Source organism: Pseudomonas triticicola, from assembly GCF_019145375.1.
Taxonomy (GTDB): domain Bacteria; phylum Pseudomonadota; class Gammaproteobacteria; order Pseudomonadales; family Pseudomonadaceae; genus Aquipseudomonas; species Aquipseudomonas triticicola.
In genome coordinates, this window is the sequence record NZ_JAHSTX010000001.1 from 2609317 (window position 1) to 2631466 (window position 22150).

Sequence of the window (22150 nt, forward strand, 5' to 3'; positions counted from 1 at the left end):
TCAATGAGGCGTGTAGGAGATTTCGACGGGTGACAGGGTTTTGTATAGCTTTGGAGAGAATGATCGCCAAGACACATTCATAGATGCCGAACATCAACGGTCCCACGTCACCATTTTCCAGACGCCAAAAACCACAAACCCCCGACTTTCTCTAGGAAAATCAGGGGTTTGTGTTTACTGAATGTGGCGGTGAAGGAGAGATTCGAACTCTCGATACAGTTTCCTGTATACACACTTTCCAGGCGTGCTCCTTAAGCCACTCGGACACTTCACCGTATCTCTGCAGACATGTTCTGTCTGTCGAGGCGCGCTAATGTAGTCGAAAGCTTTTGCGATGGCAAACTTTTTTTCAGAATTTTCATGCGCTTAAGAGAGCACGCTTCATTCTGCCAAAGCGGGTAATGGCAAACCCGCCAATCTCGGGTAAGCCGCCACGCTTCCTTTATAGCAGGCAACACGCGCGCGACGCTGGCCGAAGCGCAAAACGGTGACTGGCAGGTCAGTCACGGCGCTTTACCTGGCCTGCGGCGGTGGGTAACGTCTGCCCATCTTTCTAATAAGGAATAGCGTCATGAGCGAGTTGATTGCCTACCACCTCGAAGACGGTATCGCGACCCTGACCCTGAACAATGGCAAGGTCAACGCGATTTCTCCGGATGTGATTGCGGCGTTTAACGCGGCGCTGGATCAGGCGGTGGCGGATCGCGCGGTGGTGATCATTACCGGGCAGCCGGGGATTCTCTCCGGTGGTTATGACCTGAAGGTGATGACCGCCGGCCCGAAAGAGGCGGTTGCGCTAGTGACGGCCGGTTCGACCCTGGCCCGCCGCCTGCTCTCTCACCCGTTCCCGGTGATCGTTGCTTGCCCGGGGCACGCTGTGGCCAAGGGCGCTTTCCTGCTGTTGTCCGCCGATTACCGCATCGGTGTCGACGGCCCGTTCAGCATCGGCCTGAACGAAGTGCAGATCGGCATGACCATGCACCACGCCGGTATCGAGCTGGCGCGTGATCGCTTGCGGCGTTCGGCTTTCCATCGTTCGGTGATCAATGGCGAGATGTTCGATCCGCAAAGTGCCGTTGATGCAGGCTTCCTCGACAAAGTCGTCACTGCCGAAGAATTGCAGGGCGCCGCGCTGGCTGCCGCGCGGCAGTTGAAGAAGATCAACATGCTCGCGCACAAGAACACCAAGCTGAAAGTGCGCAAGCAACTGCTGGAAACTCTTGACGATGCCATCCTGCAGGATCAGCAACATCTGGGCTGACTCGTCCAGGATCTGCCGGTAAGTGAATAGCCCGACCCTCGTGTCGGGCTTTTTCTTACGTCACACGTCGAAGATTCGCGGAAAGCTCTAGGACGCGCCTGACAGGCAAGACTGAAACATGCGCTTAAACATCGGCCATCTCCGGACTCTATAGCGGCAATTGCCGAAAACAGTGCACATCCGTACACTGCGCCACCTTTTGTCCCGGTGGGCCTGCAAAAATGCTGTTTGTGTTTCGTATGTTGTTGATGGGCCTGCACTTTATTCTGGCGGGCGTGCTCGGTGTGATCCTCGGATTGTGCCGCCCGTTCAACCCGGACAACAGCCGACTCTGCGCCCGCCTCTACGCTTTGCCGGCGATGTGTATCTTGCGTTTGAGGGTCAGGTCCGAGGTCAACGGCTTGATGAACAAGCCCGACAGTTGCGTGATCATTGCCAACCATCAGTCCAACTACGATCTGTTCGTGTTCGGCAATGTCGTCCCCCGCCGCACCGTGTGTATCGGCAAGAAAAGCCTGAAGTGGGTGCCGTTGTTCGGCCAGTTGTTCTGGCTGGCCGGCAATGTGTTGATCGACCGTGGCAATGCGCACAAGGCGCGGCAGTCGATGCTGACGACGACCCACACCTTGCAGAACGAAGACACCTCGATCTGGGTGTTTCCGGAAGGCACCCGCAACCTCGGTGAAGATTTGTTGCCGTTCAAGAAAGGCGCGTTCCAGATGGCGATTGCCGCCGGCGTGCCGATCGTTCCGGTGTGCGTGAGCAGCTATATAAAGCACATGCGCCTGAATCGCTGGCGCAGCGGCAACGTTCTCATACGTTCCTTGCCGGCGATTCCTACAGTCGGATTGACCATGGACGACATGCCCATGCTGATCGAGCGATGCCGCGAGCAGATGCGCGAGTGCATCGAATCGATGGATCGGCAACTGCAAGCCGCTTGAAACAAGACCCGCCCTGCGCGGGTTTTCTTTTGCCGGGTGAACTGTAGAAGTTTCACTGACTCTCAAGCAGCGACACGGCTAAGCTGAAGCCTTGTTCCCCTGCCATCTGCCAAGAAGAAGTGAATCACCACCATGGGTCGAGTTGTTGCCGCTGCGGTGTACAGCGAGGGTAAGAAAGTCACCAATATTGCGCTGGACGAAGGTGCTGCCTGGGCGGCCAAACCCGGCCACTTCGTGTGGATCGGCCTGGAAGAACCGGACGCACAGGAATTATCCAACCTGCAACGTCAGTTCAACCTGCATGAACTGGCCATCGAAGATGCGCTGGAAAAACACAGCCGGCCAAAACTGGAAACCTTTGGTGACGCTCTGTTTATCGTCACCTACTCGCCGGTGCGCGAAAACGGCGTTTTGCAATTCATCGAAACGCATATCTTCGCCGGCAGGGGTTACATCATCACCGCACGCAACGGCCATTCCGCGTCTTACGCCTATGTGCGGCAGCGCTGTGAAGCGCGCCCGCTGTTGCTCGAGCACGGGGAGGATTTCGTCCTGTATGCGCTGCTCGATTTCGTCATCGAGAACTATCAGCCGGTAGGCGAAGCGATCCACGCCGAGATCGATGAGCTGGAGCGCAACGTCTTGTGTAGCGCCCTCAACGAGCGTGACATTCAGAAGCTGCACGGTCTGCGCCGTGACGTGGTGCGCTTGCGTCGATATGCGGCGCCGATGGTGGAAATCGGCGAAGAGCTGCAAAAGCTCAGCTTCCCGTTCATCGACAAGAACATGCGTCCGTACTTCCGCGATGTGCAGATTCACGTGACGCGGCAAATGGAGGACCTGAGCACGCTGGCGGACATTGCCAGCCAGACCATCGAGATTGGCGTGTTGCTCGAGGCATCACGGCAGAGCGTGGTGCAGCGCAAATTTGCGGCGTGGGCGGCGATTCTGGCGTTCCCGACAGCGGTGGCGGGGATCTACGGGATGAATTTCCAGAACATGCCGGAATTGACCTGGCATTACGGTTATTTTGCGGTGCTGGGGTTTATTGCGGTGGGGTGTGTGAGTTTGTGGGCGAGCTTCAAGCGGTCGGGGTGGTTATAGCCGGGACCGCGTTGACCCGGCGATTCGCGATCAGCCTCGCTCCCACAGAGATTGTGGGAGCAGGCCCTTTCAGCGTTGAGCCGCTTCTGGCTTGTGCGCCACGAAGCGCATCATCCACTCCGCAACCGTAGCGCCATGATGCTCCTGCTCAAGGCTCGCGACCCCCTTGCTGTAGATCTGCGAACCCAGCGCTTCCTGGCGCAGATCAAGCAACGCGCGCGAGTAGTCGTGAATGAATTCCGGATGTCCCTGGAAGCACAGCACCTGATCGTTGATGTGATACGCCGCGAACGGGCAGAAATCGCTGGAGGCGATCACCGTCGCATTCTCTGGTAGCTCAGTTACCTGATCCTGGTGGCTGATCAACAGTGTCAGCTCTTCACGCACCGGACTCATCCACGGTGCCTTGGCCGCCAGCTGGTAGCTGTGCGTGCCGACACCCCAGCCTTGGGACGCACGCTCACTCTTACCACCGAGCAGCAGCGCCAGCAATTGATGGCCGAAGCACACGCCTAGCAGTTTGTCGCCGCGTTCGTAGCGATTCAAAAGGTAGGTCTTGAGGGTCTGGATCCACGGATCCGTGCCGAACGAATCGGCCTTGCTGCCAGTGACCAAGTACGCATCGAAAGTCTCATCGTCACTTGGATACTCACCCTTCACCACGTTATAGACAGTGAACTCAGCGGCAATCGGTTGCTGCGAGAACAGCCGCTGGAACATCTGCCCATAGCCCTGATATTGGTCAATCAATTCGGGTCGCAGGATGTCGGTTTCGAGAATGCAGATGCGCAGCGACATAAAAAATACCTGACACGTGATGGGAATAATGAACACCCCAGAGCCTGCCTTGAAACACGTGGCCAAGGCAAGCCCCGAAATGCTCGCCGGCCCTAGAACATTTCACCTTTCGCCGCTTTGTCCAGCAGCAGCGCTGGCGGGGTAAAGCGTTCGCCGTATTGCTCGGCCAGATACTGCGCGCGGGCGATGAAGTCCTTCAGGCCATACTGGTTGATGAACTGCAGCGCCCCGCCGGTCCATGCGGCGAAACCGATGCCGAAGATCGAGCCGACGTTGGCATCCGCCGTCGAGGTCAGCACACCCTCCTCCACGCAACGCACAGTATCGATGGCTTGTACAAACAACAGACGATCACGCACATCCTTCGCAGAGATCTGTCCGTCGGCCTTCTCGAAGCGCGTTTTCAGCTCCGGCCATAAATGCTTCTGGGCACCGGCTGGATACTCATAAAAACCGCCTCCGGCAGCTTTGCCTGGTCGCTTGAATTCATTGAGCATCAAGTCAATCACGGCGAAGGCCGGATGCTCAATCAGCGGTTTCCCTTCAGCCTGTAGGTCCTTGGCCGTCTGTTGACGGATATGGCTCATCAGGCTGAGGGAAACCTCGTCTGAGATTGCCAGAGGCCCGACCGGCATCCCGGCCTTGCGCGCTTCGGTCTCGATCATCGGCGCACTGACGCCCTCGCCGAGCATGGCAATGCCTTCGTTGGTGAATGTGCCGAAAACCCGTGAGGTGAAGAAGCCGCGACTGTCGTTGACCACGATCGGAGTTTTCTTGATCTGCAGAACGAAATCGAAACCGCGAGCGAGAGTTTCGGCGCTGGTCTGCGCACCCTTGATGATTTCCACCAGCGGCATTTTTTCTACCGGACTGAAGAAATGCAGGCCGATGAATTTGCTTTGATCGGCCACCGCCGTCGCTAGACCGGTGATCGGTAGCGTCGACGTATTGGAAGCAATCACCGCTTCGCCGCCCACGACCTGTTGCGCGGCGGCGGACACCCTGGCTTTGAGTTGGCGATCCTCGAACACCGCTTCGATGATCAGATCGCAACCGGCCAGATCGGCATCGCTTTCGCTCGCAACGATTCGCGCCAGCACCGCTTCGCGCTGTTCGGCTGTCATTTGGCCACGGGCAACTTTCTTGTCCAGCAGCGCTGCGGAATGCGCTTTGCCCTTCTCGGCAGAGGCAAGGTTGATGTCCTTGAGGACGACGTCGATACCGGCCGAGGCGCTGACGAACGCGATGCCTGCGCCCATCATTCCGGCGCCGAGCACACCGACTTTGCGGGTTTTATAGGGCGCAAAACCTTGCGGTCTTGAACCGCCGCCGTTGATCTCGTTCAACTGGAACCAGAACGTACCGATCAGGTTTTTCGAGATTTGCCCGGTCGTCAGCTCGGTGAAGTAGCGGGTTTCGATCAGGTGCGCGGTGTCGAAATCGACCTGAGCGCCCTCCACCGCCGCGCACAGAATCTTCTCCGGCGCCGGCAGGGTGCCGTGGGTTTTCGCGCGCAGGATCGACGGCGCAATCGCCAGCATTTGCGCCACTTTCGGGTTCGATGGCGTGCCGCCAGGAATCTGGTAACCCTTGACGTCCCAGCGCTGCACTGGCGCCGGATTGGCGAGAATCCAGGCGCGCGCCTTGGCCAACAGCTCATCGCGATCCGCTGCCAGGTCATCAATCAGCCCGGCCTGCAACGCCTGTGGCGGGCGCACCTTCTTGCCTTCAAGCAAGTACGGCAGCGCTTTTTCGATGCCGAGCATGCGCACCATGCGCACCACCCCGCCGCCGCCCGGCAAAAGACCCAAGGTCACTTCCGGCAGACCGAGTTGCACCGAGGCGTCATCAACAGCAATGCGATGGTGACAGGCCAGACAGATTTCCCAGCCGCCGCCCAGCGCAGCACCGTTGATCGCCGCGACCACCGGTTTGCCGAAGGTTTCAAGGCTGCGCAATTGCGCCTTGAGGGTCAGCACCATGTCGTAGAAAGCTTTGGCTTCGGGTTTGCCGACCTTGATCAGCTCATTGAGATCGCCGCCGGCGAAAAAGGTTTTCTTCGCGGAGGTGATGATTACTCCGGCAATGCTGTCTTTCTCTCCCAGCAAGCGGGCGACGCAAGCGGCCATGGCCTCGCGGTACACGGCGTTCATGGTGTTGGCGCTCTGGCCCGGCATGTCCATGGTCAGCACGACGATACCGTCATGGCCTTTTTCGTAACGAATGGCTTCGCTCATAACAAGGTTCCTTGAAGTCGGGGCTCAGAGGCGTTCGATGATGGTGGCAATGCCCATGCCGCCGCCGACACACAGCGTCGCCAGGCCGTAGCGCAGATGCCGCGCTTCCAGTTCATCAAGCAGGGTGCCGAGGATCGCGCAACCGGTGGCGCCCAGCGGGTGGCCCATGGCGATCGAGCCGCCGTTGACGTTGACCTTGCCGGGATCGACGGCCATGTCCTTGATGAATTTCAACACCACCGAAGCAAATGCTTCGTTGACCTCGAACAGATCGATGTCCTCCACCCGCAGTCCGGCCTTGGCCAGCGCTTTGCGGGTCGCCGGCGCCGGGCCGGTGAGCATGATGGTCGGGTCGGTACTGGTGACGGCCGTGGCAACGATGCGCGCACGAGGCTGCAGCCCCAACGCGCGGCCCTTGGCTTCGGAGCCGATGAGCATCAGCGCCGCACCGTCGACAATTCCGGAACTGTTGCCCGGCGTGTGCACATGGTTGATCCGCTCGACATGGCTGTAGACCCGCAACGCCGTGGCGTCAAAGCCCATCTGCCCGATCATTTCGAAACTCGGCTTGAGCTTGCCCAGGCCTTCGAGGGTCGATTCGGCGCGGATGAACTCATCGTGATCAAGCAGGATGATGCCGTTCTGATCCTGCACTGGCACCAGCGACTTGTTGAAGGAGCCGTCGGCCCGCGCTCGTGCGGCTTTTTGCTGCGAGTACAGCGCGTAGGCATCGACGTCCTGCCGGCTGAAGCCTTCGAGGGTGGCGATGAGATCGGCGCCGACCCCTTGCGGGGTGAAATGGCTGTGCAGGTTGGTCTGCGGGTCCAGCGCCCAGGCGCCGCCATCGCTGCCCATTGGCACCCGCGACATCGACTCGACGCCGCCAACCACCACCAGATCCTCGAAGCCCGAGCGCACTTTCATCGCGCCAAGATTCACCGCTTCCAGACCCGAAGCGCAGAAACGGTTGATCTGCACACCGGCGACGCTGACGTCCCAGTCGGCCACTTGAACCGCCGTCTTGGCGATGTCCGAGCCTTGATCGCCAATCGGCGTGACGCAGCCGAGGACAACATCATCGACCTGACTGGTGTCCAGCGCGGTGCGCGTCTGCAAGGCGCTCAGCAAACCGGCCACCAGGTTGACCGGCTTCACGCTGTGCAGCGCGCCATCGGCCTTGCCTTTGCCACGCGGGGTGCGCAACGCATCGAAAATCAAAGCTTCAGTCATGACGTCCTCGGACCTGATTAATTGTCACTTCACTTTCGCCCTGCGCCGACTGGCAAGCAATGACCACATTGCTCAAAGCGCTTGACGCACACGCTCAGACGGACGGTCATCCGTCATCAGGTGAACCGGTTCAGGTCACCGAGTTGTCTAGCCAGCGGGCGGCAAAGAAGCTGGCAATACGCCTCATGCTTTTTTAAAAGCTTTTTTTAAGATCACCATATGAAATGGATCTAAGCGAAGGCTGACGTGGGCTCTAAGGTGAAGATGTACGCCATCGTCGTCGGGTTTTGCCGAGACGGGCGTCCTTCAACAGGAAGTGCAACGCGTGCCGTCAGGGATATGCAGTCAGGCATGCATCAGGAAATAACAATAAAGGCGGTCAAGCCATGTTCAAACAACCGAAAGTACGTCAAGCAGGACTCATTCTTTTCGCCACGACGCTGTTGTTGATCTTGCCGAATCTGACCAAGGTCATCGGCTGATTCAAACGTCGCGTGCTGTATATCGCCACTGAAAATGTGACTGGCCCGCTACCCGGGCCAGCGTGGTTGTGCCAACCTTTGCGCACTCCCACGACATGGACGGCGATCATTTGAAAACGCTCATTGCGCTCGGTGCCTTGCTGCTGAGCTTGCCCTTGTCCGCCGCACAACTGGATCTGCAGTTGGGCGCAAACAGCCGCACCTGGCAGACCGAAGAGCTGCTCAAGCATCCTCAGCTGCAAACTCTCACGATCAACAATGATGTTTCCTACAAGAAGGACATGACCTATCAGGCGGTGCCGCTGGCCGCATTGCTGACGGGGGTCAAGCCGGAGGATCACTTGCAGGCGGTGGCGCTGGATGGCTTTGCCGCAGAGTTGGCCGCCGCGCCCTTGCTGAACAAGGACGGAGCACGCGCATGGCTGGCAATCGAGGACCCGGCGCGGCCGTGGCCACCGCTGTCAGCCGGCAAGCACAGCGCCGGGCCGTTCTATCTGGTCTGGACCGATCCGCAGGCCGGTAATATCAGCCCCGAACAGTGGCCGTTCGAAGTCGCCAGCATCAAGCTGATGGCGCCGGTGGCCCAACGATTCCCTGCCCTGCTGCCCGATCCTGCCTTGAAGGCCGATGATCCGGTGAACAAGGGTTTTGCCCTGTTTCAGAAAAACTGCCTGGCCTGTCACCGGTTGAATGGTGCCGGAGACGCGCAGTTCGGTCCGGATCTGAATATTCCGTATAGCCCGACCGAGTATTTTGGGGCGGATTACTTGAAGCGCTACATCCGCGATCCGCAGAGTTTGCGTCAGTGGCCGCAGGCGAAGATGCCGGGGTTTTCCGCGCAGGTGTTGCCGGATGTAGACCTGGAAATGCTGGTGGGCTATCTCAAGCACATGGCCGGCCGCAAAGCCAAGCCTTGATGCAGTCAACCTGGTGGGAGCGAGCCTGCTCGCGAAGGCGGAGTGTCAGTCGCTGACTGGCTGGCTGATGAACCGCTTTCGCGAGCAGGCTCGCTCCCACAGGGCTTTGCGTGCGTCGATCTATTGTTGCTGCACGGAAATAACCGGCGTCGGCGAGACGAACACCTTCGCATGCATCTGCTCGCAGCCGCCGCCCCGGCGCATGCCGCGGACCGGGCAGGCATCGAGATAATCCAGACCCACCGCCAGCTTCAAGTGTCGCTCCGGGCGCGCCAGTTGGTTGGTCACGTCGAAGCTGTACCACGCGTCATCCAGCCACGCTTCTGCCCAGGCATGACTGGCCAGATGCTCGCAATCTTCGCTATACAGATAACCCGACACGTAACGCGACGGCACGCCGAGGCTGCGCGCGCAGGCCAGAAACGCATGGGTATGATCCTGACAAACCCCGGCGCGACCGGCGAAAGCTTCGGCGGCGCTGGTGTCGACTTCGGTGGAGCCCGGTGTGTAGGTCATGTGCTGATTCAGACCGTGCATCAAGTCGATCAGCGCGGTGCGATCACGCCGTTGCTTGCAGTTCTTCGCGGCAAACTCGCGCAAGGCTTCGTCGGCTTCGGTCAGGCGCGTGAAGCGCAGGAACGGCAGCGCCGACTGGCTCTCATGTTCGGCCTCGCGCAATTCGTCAATATCGACCTGACCACGGGCGCCGATGATGATCGCTTCGTGGGGCTCGTCCATGGTCAGCACATGCAGGATGTTGCCGAACGGATCGAGCTGCGCACGCACCGGACGCGGCAGGTCGAGTTGCCAACTGAGGACATGCTGGCGCTCGCTGTCGTGGGGCGTCAGGCGCAGGTACTGGATGCTCGCGCGCACCTGATCTTCGTAGTGATAGGTGGTCTCGTGGCTTATGGAAAGTCTCATGCAGCCTCCAGGTAGGAACTGTGAATGGCGTTGCCCAACTGGCGCACCAGCGGGATGAATTCGGTCAGCCAGGCGTGCAGGCCTTCTTCGAGGATTTCGTTGATGCCGGTGTAGCGCAGGCGCGCGTCCATTTCCGCCGCCAGGCGTTGTGCCGGTCGGCCGTTGGCGCCTGGCAGTTGCGCGAGGATCTGGTCGATCTCTTCGGTACAGGCACGCAGCGAACGCGGCACGTCGGCGCGTAACAGCAGCAGTTCGGCGACATGCCGGGCGCCGGGCGCGTCGCGGTAGATTTCGGTGTAGGCCTCGAATGAGGACAAGGCGCGCAGCAGCGCACTCCATTGGTAATAGGCGTGCGCCGTGCCGTCGCTGACTGCTTCGGCCTGATCGCCGGCCATTTCGTAACGGGCATCGAGCAGGCGCAGCGTGTTGTCCGCGCGCTCGATAAACGTGCCCAGACGAATAAAGCGAAACGCGTCGTTGCGCATGATCGTGCCGTATGAGGCGCCACGAAACAGGTGCGAACGCTCCTTGATCCATTCGCAGAAACGGCTCATGCCATAACGACTCAGGCCCTGTTCGGCGATGCCGCGAATCTCCAGCCAGGTCGCGTTGATGTTTTCCCACATATCCGCAGTGATTCGCCCGCGTACCGCATGAGCACTGGCCCGCGCTGCACCAAGGCAGCTGTAGATACTGGCCGGGTTGGCCGCATCCAGTGCGAAGAAATGCAGCAGACGCTCTGCGTGCAGGTCGCCGTGGCGTTCAAGGTAATCGTCCAGGGTGCCGGTGATCAGCAACGGCATGGCGAGTTCATGCAGACCATCGCCGCGCCCGTCCTGCGGCATCAGCGACAGCGAATAACTGATATCGAGCATGCGCGCGAGATTCTCCGCACGCTCCAGGTAACGCGACATCCAGTACAGATCCGAGGCAGTTCTACTTAACATGGCAAGCTTCCTTCAATCCTCGACTACCCAGGTGTCCTTGGTGCCGCCGCCCTGGGAGGAATTCACCACCAGGGAGCCTTCACGCAACGCGACACGGGTCAAACCGCCGGGCACGACCCGGGTTTCGCGACCGGACAACACAAACGGACGCAAGTCGATATGGCGCGGCGCGATGCCGTTTTCGACAAAGGTCGGACAGGTCGACAGCGATAGCGTCGGTTGCGCAATGTAGGCATGGGGTTTGGCTTTGATGCGCTCACGAAAGGCATCGATTTCCGCCGTCGTCGCGGCCGGCCCGACCAGCATCCCGTAACCGCCGGAACCTTGGGTTTCCTTGACCACCAGTTCCGGAAGATTGGCCAGCACGTGGGACAGCTCGGACGGGTTGCGGCACTGCCAGGTCGGGACGTTTTTCAGAATCGGCTCTTCGTCGAGGTAGAAACGGATCATGTCGGTGACAAACGGGTACACCGATTTATCGTCCGCCACGCCGGTGCCGATGGCGTTGGCCAGCACCACGTTGCCGGAACGATAGGACGACAGCAGCCCCGGCACGCCGAGCATTGAGTCCGGGTTGAATGCCAGCGGATCGAGGAAGGCATCGTCGAGGCGACGATAGATCACGTCGACCGCTTTCGGGCCATCGGTGGTGCGCATGAACACCTTGTCGTCACGCACGAACAGATCCGCACCTTCGACCAGTTCCACGCCCATTTCCCGAGCAAGAAACGCGTGTTCGAAGAACGCGCTGTTGAAGCGTCCCGGCGTCAACACCACCACGCTCGGATTGTCGATCGGGCTTGAGCTTTTCAGGGTGTCGAGCAGCAGATTGGGATAGTGATCGATCGGGGCGATGCGCTGGGCGGAGAACAGTTCGGGGAACAGGCGCATCATCATCTTGCGGTCCTCGAGCATGTAGCTGACGCCGCTGGGTGTGCGCAGGTTGTCTTCGAGAACGTAATAAGTGCCATCGCCATCGCGCACCAGATCGACGCCGGAGATATGCGAGTAGATGTCGCGGTGCAGATCCAGGCCCTGCATTGCCAACTGGTATTGCTCGTTGGCGAGCACCTGTTCGGCGGGAATGATCCCGGCCTTGATAATGCGCTGCTCGTGGTAGAGGTCGGCGAGAAACATGTTCAACGCCTTGACCCGCTGAATGCAGCCGCGCTCGACAATCCGCCATTCACTGGCGGGAATGCTGCGGGGAATGGTATCGAACGGAATCAGGCGCTCGGTGCCCTGCTCGTCGCCATAGAGCGTGAAGGTGATCCCGGCACGGTGGAACAGCAGATCGGCCTCGCGGCGGCGCTGCGCGAGCAGCTCGTCGGGCGTCTCGGCCAGCCAGCGGGCAAATTCCCGGTAATGCGGGCGGACCAGGCCGCCGGCATCGTACATCTCGTCAAAATAGGTGCGGATCATGCCGTACTCCTTGTCACTCCGGACATACAGGCCTTCGCAAGGCCCGTGCCATCGGCATAAACGCTTTGATTTCAATCGGTTGTAGATCCACGCCGAAGGCTGCGCACCATTCCTGTGCGGCAAATGCCCCGGCCCGATTGCCCCCGCTTCATTGCGACGCACTGCATCGCCTATCACCAGCATAGTCAGAGTTGATTTCACTGGCCGGCCGCGACTGCGGATAATCCGCGCATTCGCTGCAAAACTTCCCCGGCACGCCGCCGCGAAGTAGACAGCTCAACTGATCTGAACTGCCTTGGCAGCCCCGTCCCGACAGGACTTTACTGCATACCCGTCTTCCCTTTTAGCCACCCTCTCCGGTGGCTTTTTTTTGCCCTGGATTCTTGTTTCAGGGTTTTGCCACTGCGATATGCAGAAGCCAGAAACGACAACGGCCGACCCGAAGGTCAGCCGTTGCCCGACAGACAATGCGCAATATCAATTCAACCGGTAACGATTGCGCACCTCCTGCTTCACGCCCCAACCCTCGATAATGCCGCCCAGCGGTTCGACCACGGCTGAAAAGCCTTGCTCGAAATCGCCGATGTCGTCATAGGTTGCGTACATCACTTTGCTCAATTCCAGCGACCAGGCGCCGTCGTCGCGCGCACTGACCTGGGCATTGATGGATTCACCACGAAATTTGCCTGCTGCCCTGCGCGCCCGCTCCTCGTCCGGGAAAATCGCGTAGAACTCGATGGGATGGAACCGGGAAAAATCGAAACCGCCTTCTTTCATGCGGCGCAGAACGTTGCTGCTGATGTCTTCTTGATAGGCTGTGCTCATGAATCGTCCCCCTCGATTGATGGATAGACTTTCCGTATTCCCGCCCCGGGCCTTTTGGCCTAAGTACTACGGCAACGTGGTTGCGCGCGGGAAACAAGCATGTAGCTGACAAGACCAGACCTTAGCGATCCATTCGCTGATCTCGCTTGCAGAGTAGCCCCAAGAGAGCGCCGCTGCCAAGGCCTGGTTTACGAGATGACAGGAAGTGTTCAGACAGGGGTGATGCTGCGGATTTCGATGCCGTTCTGGGTCTTGAGGTTTTTCACCTCGGCATCGGTGGTGCGCCCTTGCAGGTCGTTGAGATCCAGCTTCGCGGCGACTGGAAGAAGCCGCTCCTTGATCAGCCGTGCGGCTTCATCATCGGACGGGCATTCCTCACGTTCGAAGACTTCATCAATAATTACGCCGTGATCATCCACGAAAGTGACTTTCCACTTTTGCATCAGTGCCTCCTCGATCAACCCGTAGATGGGCTTACCTCTATCTCGACTTTTTTCCGCGATAGTTGGTTCAAAAGGATTACAGCACTTAGTCAGGAAAAACCGATGAGCATTGTGGGAGCGAGCCTGCTCGCGAAGCCGGCGTGCCTGTCGACATTCAGTTGGCTGACACGGCGCTTTCGCGATCAGGCTCGCTCCCACAAGGAGGTTTTTGCGGGGAAGCCTTAGTCGTTGCTTGGCTTGTTGACCGCTTGCAGTACGTATTGCGGCAGAGCGAACGCGCCGATGTGAATTTCCGGGTTGTAGTAGCGGGTAACGATGCCGCTGCCGATGAAGCGCTGTTGCAGGGTTTCACGGCTGAGCTTGCGGTAGGCCGGGTTGGTCGAGCCCCAGGCGAAGGTCATCGAACCACCGATGTAAGTCGGCACGGCGGCCTGATAGAAATGCCAGTCCGGGAACAGGCTGCGCAGGCGGCCAGCGGTAGTTTTGACTTCGTCGATCTGCATGAACGGCGTGCCGTTCTGCGTAACGAGGATGCCGCCTTCGTTCAGGCAGCGGTGGCACGCCTGGTAGAAATTCTCCGAGAACAGCACTTCGCCCGGGCCGATCGGGTCGGTGGAGTCGGAGATGATCACGTCGAATTTTTCAGTGGTGGTGGCGACGAAACGCATGCCGTCATCAATCACCAGGTTCAGGCGCGGGTCATCGTAGGCACCGGCGGAATGGTTCGGCAGGAATTCCTTGCACATGTCGACCACGGTGCCGTCGATTTCAACCATGGTGATGTGCTCGACGCCGGCGTGCTTGGTCACTTCGCGCAGCATACCGCCGTCACCGCCACCGATGATCAGCACGCGCTTGGCGGTGCCATGGGCGAGGATCGGCACGTGGGTGAGCATCTCGTGGTAGATGAATTCGTCGGCTTCGGTGGTCTGGATCACGCCGTCCAGCGCCATGACGCGGCCCATGCGCGGGTTCTGGAAGATCACCAGGTGCTGGTGTTCGGTGCGCACTTCGTGCAGCAGTTTTTCCATGCGAAAACGCTGGCCGTAGCCTTCGTAGAGGGTTTCCAGGTACTCGCTGGTCTTGGTGACGGTCATGGTCAAGTGCTCCGATAAATGCGCGGGCGCCATCGTGGGGACGATTGCCCGGGAAAGGCGCGCATTCTACGTTGCCGAAGATGACAGGTCGAACCTCAGCTTGTTTTTACCAGCGCAAACCAATGTGGGAGCGAGCCTGCTCGCGAAAGCGGAGCGTCGGTTGCCGTTGATGGCGACTGACACAACGTCTTCGCGAGCAGGGTCGCTCCCACAGGGATAACAGTGTGATCGAAAATCAGCTCAGATCCGGACGTTGCCCCGCGGTCCGGCAATCGCCCAGATGATCAGGCCCAGCACCGGCAGGAGGATAATCAGCAACACCCAGACGATTTTCATCCCGGTGGAGGCGCCGCTTTTCAGCACGTTGATGATGGCCCAGATGTCGAGGGCAAGGATGATCAGGCCAATCAGACCGTTGAACGTGGAACCCATGGTGTCGCTCCAGAATAGTGGCATGCACTTTTAGGATAGACGGTCGCGCGCAGGGTTCCCTTTTATTGCGTTCAGACGTGAACGGCGACCTTCAAGGCTTCCAGCGCTGGCGCGGCGGCGATGCCAACCTCGGCGCATAACTCCAGCACGCGGGGCACATCGTTGCCGTAGACCAGGACCATTTGCAGTTCATCGTCGAGCAACTGGCTGAAATTCATCAACGTGTAACCGCCGTTTTCCTTGTTCAGGCTGCTCATCTGCACCTGGATGCGGTTGAGTGCAGTCAGCGCTTCGGTCTTGGCCAGTTGCTTGGGTTTGAGGTTGAAATCCACACCCGGTCCGAACGAAGCAACGATTTGTGCGAACAGATCGACGTAGGTGTCGGCCTGAAATAGCACAGTTTCCGGCAGGCTGCCGACCACTACCCACTCACCCAGCGGGATGGGGAAAGTATCGTCGTAGTTGATGTCCGGATTGGCGGCCAGAAAAGCCTCGGCATCGGCGTAGGCCTGAGCGGCTTCGTCGGCCACTTTCAGAATCTCATCCTCGCCCATGCAGCCGGAGCTGATTTTGCTGATGAGTTCGACGAGTGCGGCTTTCATGAGGGCGGATCCTGTGGCGGAGGTGAATTTTCAGGGCGCGAAGGATAGCGCATTCTGCCCTTCGCCACAGTCCGTGGACTTTACGCCAGCAACTTTTCCAGCTGCGCGGTGGTATCGACTGCGCCCATGGTCCGCGCCGCATCCAGCGCGGTCACGCCGTTGGCGTCCTTGGCTTTCGGGTCTGCGCCCTGGCCGATCAGGTAGTCGACGATTTCAACGCGGTTGAACATTGCCGCCATCATCAGCGCGGTACGGCCGTCGAAGGAAGAGCCTTCGATTTCGGCGCCCGCCTCGACCAGCGCCTTGACCACCGCCAGATCGCCTTTGAACGCAGCGCCGGCAATCGGGCTCTGGCCGTTGCCGTTACGCATTTCCGGATCGGCCTTGTGTTTAAGCAGGACCTTCACCGCATCAACATGGCCGTAGTAGCTGGCGAGCATCAGCAATGTGTCGCCCTTGCTGTTTTTCAGATTCACCGGCAGCCCGGCGGTGACCAGGCGATCAAGCATCTCGGCATCACCGTCGCGCGCCTTGTTGAAAACCTGCTCGGTGAATTCGGCAGCTTCTTCAGGGGTCATCTGGCGGCTTTGGTCGGACATGGGGCACTCCATTTCGGTCTATCGGAAAGCCGACAGTTTCCCGAGCGCGACGGTGGCTGTCACTCGGTTTTTTCCGAGCGTCCCGATAGCCACACTCAATATCGATGTTTGCCCTGTTGAATTTCAGCGAGGATTTGCTCACTGACATGCACGTAAGTTTCGCTGCCGGGCAACCAGGCGAAGATCGGGTCATCTCCGGTGAGCCCGGGGTCAAAGCCTTCCGTTTTCAGGCGAGTCTTCTGGTATTTGAAGGTCCCGGTGGTTTCCATTTTCACTTTCACCCGCAAGAACAACGGCACGGCATAAGCCGGCATGCGTTGCCGGGCGAAACTCAGCAGTTCGGCGAAATCCAGCGTGGCCAAGGATTCGGCGGGAGTGATTGCAGCCATCCCCGCACGCCCGTTGGTGTTGGGAATTTCCACACCGTAGGCCACGGCTTCAGCAATCAATGGATGTTGCAGCAACAGGTTTTCGACTTCGGTGGTCGACACGTTTTCACCCTTCCAGCGATAGGTATCGCCGAGGCGATCAACAAATTGCGCATGGCCGAAACCGATATTGCGCAGCAGGTCGCCGGTGTTGAAAAAGCGATCGCCCTTGTTGAACACATCGTGGAGGACGACGCGGGCGGTTTTCTGCGGGTCGGTGTAACCGTCCAGCGGTGCCTTGTCGTCGATCCGCGCCAGCAGCAGGCCCTGCTCGCCCTTGCCGACCTTGCGCATGAAACCATCATCGCCGCGCAATGGCTCGCCACTGTCATGGTCGTAAGCGACCAGTTCCCACGCCATCAGCGAAAACCCGACGGTGTTGTCGAAATTGAGGATGTTGGTGAAACCGATGTTGCCGTCGCTCGCCGCGTACAGCTCACAAATGTGCTCGACGGCAAAACGCGTCTTGAACTCGGCCCAGGCGCCAGGACGCAAACCATTGCCAATCATCTTGCGCACGTCGTGGCGGCTGTCATCGGCGCTGACCGGTTGCTCGACCAGGTAGCGACACAGCTCACCGACATAGCCGATGGTGGTTGCGCGATAGCGGCGCACATCATTCCAGAACTGGCTGGCGCTGAATTTGCGGCGGATGGCGAAACCCGAGGCGCCGTTGATCGCCGATCCCCAGCACACGCACAGGCCCGTGGCGTGATACAGCGGCAAGGTGCAGTAAACGACATCATCCGGGCGCATATCGAGGGCGATCATGCCGAAGCTCGCCGAACTGCGCATCCAGCGTCCATGCTTGAATACCCCGGCCTTGGGCAGGCCGGTGGTACCGGAGGTGTAGATGTAGAAACACGGATCGTCGAAGAATACTTGCGCGCTGCTCGGCGGGTTATCGCTGCTGGCGTCGGCACTGGCGCTGATCAGATTGACGTAACCCTCGGGCGCGATGCCCGGATGGCTGTATGTGTCCTGATCCGCGACAAACCAGGTGCGGGGCGCTGCGATCGCTACCTGATCACGCACGCCGGCATAGGCAGCGGTCAGTTCTTCGCCGACCACGATGGCCACAGGCGCAACCAGATTGATGCTGTGAACAAGCGTGTCGCGCATCAACGAGGTATTGAGCAGCGCACTGACCGCGCCGAGCTTGGCCAGCGCCAGGATTGTCACCAGCAATTCCGCACGGTTCTCGATGAACACCGCGACCACATCGCCTTTGCCGATGCCCTGCTCGCTCAGGTAATGCGCAATGCGATTGGCCCACTGGTTGACCTGCGTGTAGGTCAACGCAACATCGCCCTGCAACAACGCCACACCATCGGGATTGCGCAGCGTCGCCTGCTCGAACGTCCAGCCCAGGCCGCACGTTTGGGTCGGATCCGTGACGTTGGCCACCTTCATGCCTTTGACCACCCGGGGGATGGCCTTGGCGATCATCGGCAGTTTGCGGAGCATCATGCCCCAGGTAATCGTGTCGCTTGGTGCGTGACGCATGAAAGCTCCCCGTTCGATCTTGACGTGCAGACCGCTGTTCTTGTTATCGGGTAATGACTGCGACCGACGCGTTTACACCGTGGGTCGAGAAGGAAAGTACGTCAGTGCTCGCGGGGCTGTACACGCGGTTTTTGCAATGATTTGTATCCCGTCGCGCCTTCGGGGAAGAGCGGATTCTGGTACGGACGTTTGGTTCCGTTGTACGGAGAAAAATCACGCAAAATGCAGGATGCACGATGGCCATTCATGCAGATTGCACGACGCCTGCAAAATGCAATGCCTTCAACTTATTGATTTTAAAGGGATTTTATTCGCATCAATACTGGCACAAACGCTGCAACTACCTCCGCATGCTTGCCATTCAAGTACATACGGAGCTGATGACATGAGCCTGATTCAAGAAAAATTTACATCGCTGTTCTCCAACTACGAAGTCAGCACTGCCCCACGTCCTGACGGTGGCATCCTGCTCACTCTGCGTAGCAGCGACGGCAAAGTCTTCAAACGCGCCCTCTCGTATCAGCAACTGCATGCCGGTGACCAACTGTCGTGGGCGATCAGCGCGATCCGCCGCGACCTGGCCGAACAAGCCAGCGAGCTGCCGCAAATTGCAATGCTGCAGAGCCAGCAGCGTTTTGCTCTGCCGACCTATCACTCGCTGTAATTTGCTTTAAACAAAAACAGGCCGGGGAGCATGTGCTTCACGGCCTGTTTGTTTATGTCTGCCACATATTTACTGTGGGAGCGAGCCTGCTCGCGAATGCGGTATTGTCAGATACAAATTACTTTACTGACACACCGCTTTCGCGAGCAGGCTCGCTCCTACATTTTCCACTTCAGGGTCAGAACGCTTCCGGTTCGATTCCGGTAAAGCTGTCCACCGTCACGTGCCCTGCCAACTCCCCGCCTTCACGCGCCAGACCGCAGGTTTTCATGCCGGCCGACTGGGCAGCGTCGAGCTCTTCGACGATGTCGGACAGGAACAGGATTTCATCTGCCTCAACACCCACCGCCTGCTGAATATTGCGATAGGACTGCGCCTCACGCTTGGGCCCCGACGTGGTGTCGAAATAGCCGCTGAACAGCGGTGTCAGATCCCCCGCCTCCGAGCAACCGAAAATCAGTTTCTGCGCCTGGATCGAGCCGGACGAGTAAACGAACAGTTGATAACCCACCGCATGCCAGCGTTGCAGCGCTTCAACGGCATCAGGATAGACATGCCCCTTCAACTGCCCGGCCTGATAGCCCTGCGCCCAGACCATGCCTTGCAATGCCTTGAGCGGCGTGGCCTTGCGGTCTTCGGCGATCCAGCTCAAGAGGATTTCAACAACCCGTTCAACATCGGCCTGCGCCTCGTTGCTCTCGCGACGCACGGCGTCGAGCTGTTCGGCGACGTCAGCGCGGGACGCGTTCTGGCGCACGAAATCCGGCAAGTGTCTGGCGGCGTAGGGAAACAGCACATCGAAGACGAAACTCACCGCGCTGGTGGTGCCTTCGATGTCGGTGAGGATAGCTTTGATCGACACGGTTTCAGTCCTCCAGACGCGGGAAGCGGCCGGCGATGTCTTCGCCGGTAAAATTGGCAACCCAGCCTTCCGGGTTGTTGAACAGACGGATCGCCACGAAATGTGGATGCTCGCCCATGTCGAACCAGTGCTTGGTTCCGGCCGGAACCGAGATCAGGTCGTTCTTCTCGCAGAGCACGGCATAGACGTAATCGTCGATGTGCAGGGTAAACAAGCCACGACCGGCGACGAAAAATCGCACTTCGTCCTCGCCATGGCGATGTTCTTCGAGAAACTTGGCGCGCAGCTCGGCTTTTTGCGGGTGATCGCTGTTGAGGCTGATCACATCGACGGTGATGTAACCGCGCTCGGTCATCAATTTGTCGATCTGCTCTTTATAAGCGCTGATGACTTCTTCCTGACTGGCGCCGGGCTGGATCTTCGCGGCGGCTTGCCAGCGGTCGAACCGCACGCCCTGCTCGGCCAGCGTCGAAGCGATGTCTTCGAAATGGGTCAGCACCTTGTTGGGAACCTCAGGGCTGGAAACGTGATAAACGGACAGGCTGCTCATGGGCAATTCCTCGGTAGCGGCGGCGCCGTCCGGCTCTTGCAGACCGGTCGGGCGCAGCGTGTCATCAGGCAAACGGGCTGTTCGGGTGAATTCAGCCTTGGCGGTTCATGACGCTGCGGGTTTTCAACTCGCATTCAAACAGGAATTCAAAGGCCTCGATCTGCCGCAGCGCGTCGCTCATCTGCGCGCCCCAGGTGTACAGGCCATGGCCGCGAATCAGATAACCGACGCAGTCGGGATGGGCGTCGAGCCAAGGCTGCACCTTGGCGGCGAGGCGCGCAATGTCCTGATCGTTGTCGAAAATCGGCACGCGCACCCGCGATTCGTGAGTCGAAATGCCGCTGAAGGCCTTTTGCAGTTCGTAGTCTTCGAACTCGATGAAATCTTCCGGGGTCAGGCGCGACAGCACCGTGGCGTTGACCGAATGGGTGTGCAGCACCGCGCCGATTTCCGCGCGCCAGCTGTAGAGCTGGGTGTGCAGCAAGGTTTCGGCGGAAGGTTTCTTGCCCGGCTCCAGGCTATTGCCGGACAGATCGGTGGCGAGCACGTCATCCACACCCAACTGGCCTTTGTGCTTGCCCGATACGGTCAACAGCGCTTCGCTCGGCGACAGGCGCGTCGAATAGTTGCTGCTGGTGGCTGGCGACCAGCCACGGCCATATAGAAAACGCCCGGCGTCAACGATCTGCTGGGCGAGCTGTTCACGGCTAAGGCTCATGGCCTGTCCTCTTGCATACATGTGGCAATGATAACGGCAGCGGCAAGCGCTGCGAGACTGGCAATACTAAAGGTCAATGTCGCGCCGAGGGCATTCCAGCTGTAGCCGGAATACAGCGCACCGAGCGCCCCGCCGGTGCCGGCCAGTGCCGCATACAGCGCCTGGCCCTGGCCTTGCTGGCGGGCGCCGAAACTACGTTGCACGAAAGCGATGGCAGCCGCATGAAAGCTGCCGAAAGTCGCTGCGTGCAGCACTTGGGCGAACAACAGCACCCAGAGAAATTCAGCGAACGACCCAAGCAGCACCCAGCGCAACGCCGCCAGCAGGAAACTCGCCAGCAGCACCCGACGCAGGGAAAAGCGCGCCAGAATGCGGCTCATGGCCATGAACATCAGCACTTCCGCCACCACACCCACGGCCCAGAGCATGCCGATGACGCCACGGCTGTAACCGAGGCGTTCAAGGTGCAGAGTCAGAAAGGTGTAATACGGCCCGTGGCTGACCTGCATCAGCGCGACGCAGGCATAAAACGCCAACACGCCGGGATGGCGCAATTGCTTGAGAAAGCCCTCGCCCGCCGGCCGATTGCCTTGCGCCGGCTGCGCATTCGGCACCCACAAACTGCTGAGGACGATACCCGCCATGATCAGCACCAGCGCCGCCGGATAAATGTCCAGACTGAGCCATTCGAACAGCCGCCCCAGCACCACCACGGTGATAATGAACCCGATCGAGCCCCACAGGCGAATCTGGCTGTAGCGCGACGTTTGTCCTTGCAGATGCGCGAGTGTGATGACTTCGAACTGCGGCAGCACCGCGTGCCAGAAGAACGCATGCAGGGCCATGACCATCGCCAGCCAGGCGTAGGTCTGGCTGACGAAGATCAGCGAAAAGGTCAGCAACGTACAGACCGCGCCAAAGCGCACGATGGCCAGGCGTCTGCCGGTGTAATCGCCGAGCCAGCCCCAGATGTTCGGCGCCACGCAGCGCATCAGCATCGGAATCGCCACCAGCTCGCCGATGCGCGCAGCACTGAAGCCGAGGTGATCGAAGTACAGCGCCAGAAACGGCGCTGTCGAACCGAGCAAGGCGAAATAGAACAGATAGAAACTGGACAGCCGCCAGTAAGGAAGCGCCGCCACGCCGGTTATGCCGCGA

At 59.3% G+C, this 22150-nt stretch carries 22 protein-coding genes and 1 tRNA gene; 5 read left to right on the forward strand and 18 right to left on the reverse strand.

All coding sequences use genetic code 11. The annotated features are described in order from the left end of the window. Positions 1–184 precede the first annotated feature (184 nt). A tRNA-Ser gene (locus KVG85_RS11530) sits at positions 185–274 on the reverse strand. Between the two features lie 297 nt (positions 275–571). On the opposite strand from KVG85_RS11530, the gene KVG85_RS11535 reads away from it, so the two are divergent. The 3 genes from KVG85_RS11535 (at position 572) to KVG85_RS11545 (ending at position 3309) form a co-directional block, all read left to right on the forward strand. After that, positions 572–1261: a crotonase/enoyl-CoA hydratase family protein gene (locus KVG85_RS11535; protein ID WP_076566844.1), complete on the forward strand. Its 690-nt coding sequence runs from the start codon at positions 572–574 to the stop codon at positions 1259–1261. A gap of 221 nt (positions 1262–1482) precedes the next feature. Continuing rightward, entirely contained in the window at positions 1483–2205 is a 723-nt protein-coding gene (locus KVG85_RS11540) for a 1-acylglycerol-3-phosphate O-acyltransferase (RefSeq protein WP_024012238.1), read from the forward strand. A gap of 132 nt (positions 2206–2337) precedes the next feature. After that, positions 2338–3309, forward strand: coding sequence for a magnesium and cobalt transport protein CorA (locus KVG85_RS11545; RefSeq protein WP_016773794.1), 972 nt, complete (start codon positions 2338–2340; stop codon positions 3307–3309). Between the two features lie 69 nt (positions 3310–3378). On the opposite strand, the gene KVG85_RS11550 is transcribed toward KVG85_RS11545, so the two are convergent. The 3 genes from KVG85_RS11550 to KVG85_RS11560 all read right to left on the reverse strand — a co-directional run bounded on the left by KVG85_RS11550 (position 3379) and on the right by KVG85_RS11560 (position 7574). After that, positions 3379–4107 carry an amidotransferase gene (locus KVG85_RS11550; RefSeq protein ID WP_122699011.1) on the reverse strand — a complete coding sequence of 243 codons (729 nt, stop codon included), beginning with the start codon at positions 4105–4107 and terminating at the stop codon, positions 3379–3381. A gap of 92 nt (positions 4108–4199) precedes the next feature. Then, positions 4200–6344, reverse strand: coding sequence for a 3-hydroxyacyl-CoA dehydrogenase NAD-binding domain-containing protein (locus tag KVG85_RS11555; RefSeq protein ID WP_217863926.1), 2145 nt, complete (start codon positions 6342–6344; stop codon positions 4200–4202). A 24-nt stretch (positions 6345–6368) separates the two neighbouring features. Further along, positions 6369–7574 (reverse strand): acetyl-CoA C-acetyltransferase, encoded by a 1206-nt coding sequence (locus KVG85_RS11560; RefSeq protein WP_217863927.1) that lies wholly within the window; start codon positions 7572–7574, stop codon positions 6369–6371. 577 nt (positions 7575–8151) lie between these two features. Between KVG85_RS11560 and KVG85_RS11565 the strand changes: the two genes are divergently transcribed. Continuing rightward, positions 8152–8973, forward strand: coding sequence for a c-type cytochrome (locus KVG85_RS11565; RefSeq protein ID WP_217864970.1), 822 nt, complete (start codon positions 8152–8154; stop codon positions 8971–8973). Between the two features lie 120 nt (positions 8974–9093). On the opposite strand, the gene KVG85_RS11570 is transcribed toward KVG85_RS11565, so the two are convergent. From KVG85_RS11570 to KVG85_RS11615, 10 genes are all read right to left on the reverse strand, one after another. Further along, entirely contained in the window at positions 9094–9897 is an 804-nt protein-coding gene (locus KVG85_RS11570) for a transglutaminase family protein (protein WP_016773789.1), read from the reverse strand. Next, positions 9894–10844: an alpha-E domain-containing protein gene (locus KVG85_RS11575; RefSeq protein WP_016773788.1), complete on the reverse strand. Its 951-nt coding sequence runs from the start codon at positions 10842–10844 to the stop codon at positions 9894–9896. The genes KVG85_RS11570 and KVG85_RS11575 overlap by 4 nt, the downstream gene beginning before the upstream one ends. 12 nt (positions 10845–10856) lie before the next feature. Further along, positions 10857–12266, reverse strand: coding sequence for a circularly permuted type 2 ATP-grasp protein (locus tag KVG85_RS11580; protein ID WP_016773787.1), 1410 nt, complete (start codon positions 12264–12266; stop codon positions 10857–10859). Between the two features lie 477 nt (positions 12267–12743). Continuing rightward, positions 12744–13091 carry a ribonuclease E inhibitor RraB gene (locus tag KVG85_RS11585; protein ID WP_003223226.1) on the reverse strand — a complete coding sequence of 116 codons (348 nt, stop codon included), beginning with the start codon at positions 13089–13091 and terminating at the stop codon, positions 12744–12746. Positions 13092–13300: 209 nt separating this feature from the next. After that, positions 13301–13534, reverse strand: coding sequence for a hypothetical protein (locus tag KVG85_RS11590; RefSeq protein ID WP_122506536.1), 234 nt, complete (start codon positions 13532–13534; stop codon positions 13301–13303). A gap of 221 nt (positions 13535–13755) precedes the next feature. Continuing rightward, entirely contained in the window at positions 13756–14631 is an 876-nt protein-coding gene (gene speE, locus KVG85_RS11595; RefSeq protein ID WP_016773785.1) for a polyamine aminopropyltransferase, read from the reverse strand. Positions 14632–14871: 240 nt separating this feature from the next. Beyond that, the gene (locus KVG85_RS11600; protein WP_016773784.1) at positions 14872–15063 is read right to left on the reverse strand and encodes a PLDc N-terminal domain-containing protein; all 192 of its coding nucleotides are present in this window, start codon (positions 15061–15063) and stop codon (positions 14872–14874) included. A 71-nt stretch (positions 15064–15134) separates the two neighbouring features. Next, positions 15135–15665 (reverse strand): hypothetical protein, encoded by a 531-nt coding sequence (locus tag KVG85_RS11605; protein ID WP_122699014.1) that lies wholly within the window; start codon positions 15663–15665, stop codon positions 15135–15137. A gap of 80 nt (positions 15666–15745) precedes the next feature. After that, a complete protein-coding gene (locus tag KVG85_RS11610) occupies positions 15746–16264 on the reverse strand; it encodes an ankyrin repeat domain-containing protein (RefSeq protein WP_039763836.1) in 519 nt (172 codons plus the stop codon). A gap of 95 nt (positions 16265–16359) precedes the next feature. Beyond that, positions 16360–18198: a long-chain-acyl-CoA synthetase gene (locus KVG85_RS11615; protein WP_217863928.1), complete on the reverse strand. Its 1839-nt coding sequence runs from the start codon at positions 18196–18198 to the stop codon at positions 16360–16362. 385 nt (positions 18199–18583) lie between these two features. Here KVG85_RS11615 and KVG85_RS11620 point away from each other — a divergent pair, with 385 nt between their 5' ends. After that, entirely contained in the window at positions 18584–18862 is a 279-nt protein-coding gene (locus KVG85_RS11620) for a DUF3509 domain-containing protein (RefSeq protein WP_016773780.1), read from the forward strand. Between the two features lie 178 nt (positions 18863–19040). Here the strand turns inward: KVG85_RS11620 and mtnC are convergent, their stop codons facing one another. From mtnC to KVG85_RS11640, 4 genes are all read right to left on the reverse strand, one after another. Further along, a complete protein-coding gene (gene mtnC / locus KVG85_RS11625; protein ID WP_217863929.1) occupies positions 19041–19724 on the reverse strand; it encodes an acireductone synthase in 684 nt (227 codons plus the stop codon). A 4-nt stretch (positions 19725–19728) separates the two neighbouring features. Beyond that, complete coding sequence (locus KVG85_RS11630) at positions 19729–20274, reverse strand: 1,2-dihydroxy-3-keto-5-methylthiopentene dioxygenase (protein WP_217864971.1); 546 nt, start codon at positions 20272–20274, stop codon at positions 19729–19731. Positions 20275–20365: 91 nt separating this feature from the next. Continuing rightward, the gene (locus KVG85_RS11635) at positions 20366–20992 is read right to left on the reverse strand and encodes a methylthioribulose 1-phosphate dehydratase (RefSeq protein WP_024012225.1); all 627 of its coding nucleotides are present in this window, start codon (positions 20990–20992) and stop codon (positions 20366–20368) included. Further along, positions 20989–22134, reverse strand: a complete 1146-nt coding sequence (locus KVG85_RS11640) for an MFS transporter (RefSeq protein WP_073472596.1) — start codon at positions 22132–22134, stop codon at positions 20989–20991. Before KVG85_RS11640 ends, KVG85_RS11635 begins: the two co-directional genes overlap by 4 nt. Positions 22135–22150 lie beyond the last annotated feature (16 nt).

Coding starts and splice junctions, on each gene's coding strand:
- KVG85_RS11535 (WP_076566844.1), top strand. CDS start 572: ATGAGCGAGTTGATTGCCTACCACCTCGAAGACGGTATCGCGACCCTG.
- KVG85_RS11540 (WP_024012238.1), top strand. CDS start 1,483: ATGCTGTTTGTGTTTCGTATGTTGTTGATGGGCCTGCACTTTATTCTG.
- KVG85_RS11545 (WP_016773794.1), top strand. CDS start 2,338: ATGGGTCGAGTTGTTGCCGCTGCGGTGTACAGCGAGGGTAAGAAAGTC.
- KVG85_RS11550 (WP_122699011.1), bottom strand. CDS start 4,107: ATGTCGCTGCGCATCTGCATTCTCGAAACCGACATCCTGCGACCCGAA.
- KVG85_RS11555 (WP_217863926.1), bottom strand. CDS start 6,344: ATGAGCGAAGCCATTCGTTACGAAAAAGGCCATGACGGTATCGTCGTG.
- KVG85_RS11560 (WP_217863927.1), bottom strand. CDS start 7,574: ATGACTGAAGCTTTGATTTTCGATGCGTTGCGCACCCCGCGTGGCAAA.
- KVG85_RS11565 (WP_217864970.1), top strand. CDS start 8,152: ATGGACGGCGATCATTTGAAAACGCTCATTGCGCTCGGTGCCTTGCTG.
- KVG85_RS11570 (WP_016773789.1), bottom strand. CDS start 9,897: ATGAGACTTTCCATAAGCCACGAGACCACCTATCACTACGAAGATCAG.
- KVG85_RS11575 (WP_016773788.1), bottom strand. CDS start 10,844: ATGTTAAGTAGAACTGCCTCGGATCTGTACTGGATGTCGCGTTACCTG.
- KVG85_RS11580 (WP_016773787.1), bottom strand. CDS start 12,266: ATGATCCGCACCTATTTTGACGAGATGTACGATGCCGGCGGCCTGGTC.
- KVG85_RS11585 (WP_003223226.1), bottom strand. CDS start 13,091: ATGAGCACAGCCTATCAAGAAGACATCAGCAGCAACGTTCTGCGCCGC.
- KVG85_RS11590 (WP_122506536.1), bottom strand. CDS start 13,534: ATGCAAAAGTGGAAAGTCACTTTCGTGGATGATCACGGCGTAATTATT.
- speE (WP_016773785.1), bottom strand. CDS start 14,631: ATGACCGTCACCAAGACCAGCGAGTACCTGGAAACCCTCTACGAAGGC.
- KVG85_RS11600 (WP_016773784.1), bottom strand. CDS start 15,063: ATGGGTTCCACGTTCAACGGTCTGATTGGCCTGATCATCCTTGCCCTC.
- KVG85_RS11605 (WP_122699014.1), bottom strand. CDS start 15,665: ATGAAAGCCGCACTCGTCGAACTCATCAGCAAAATCAGCTCCGGCTGC.
- KVG85_RS11610 (WP_039763836.1), bottom strand. CDS start 16,264: ATGTCCGACCAAAGCCGCCAGATGACCCCTGAAGAAGCTGCCGAATTC.
- KVG85_RS11615 (WP_217863928.1), bottom strand. CDS start 18,198: ATGCGTCACGCACCAAGCGACACGATTACCTGGGGCATGATGCTCCGC.
- KVG85_RS11620 (WP_016773780.1), top strand. CDS start 18,584: ATGAGCCTGATTCAAGAAAAATTTACATCGCTGTTCTCCAACTACGAA.
- KVG85_RS11630 (WP_217864971.1), bottom strand. CDS start 20,274: ATGAGCAGCCTGTCCGTTTATCACGTTTCCAGCCCTGAGGTTCCCAAC.
- KVG85_RS11635 (WP_024012225.1), bottom strand. CDS start 20,992: ATGAGCCTTAGCCGTGAACAGCTCGCCCAGCAGATCGTTGACGCCGGG.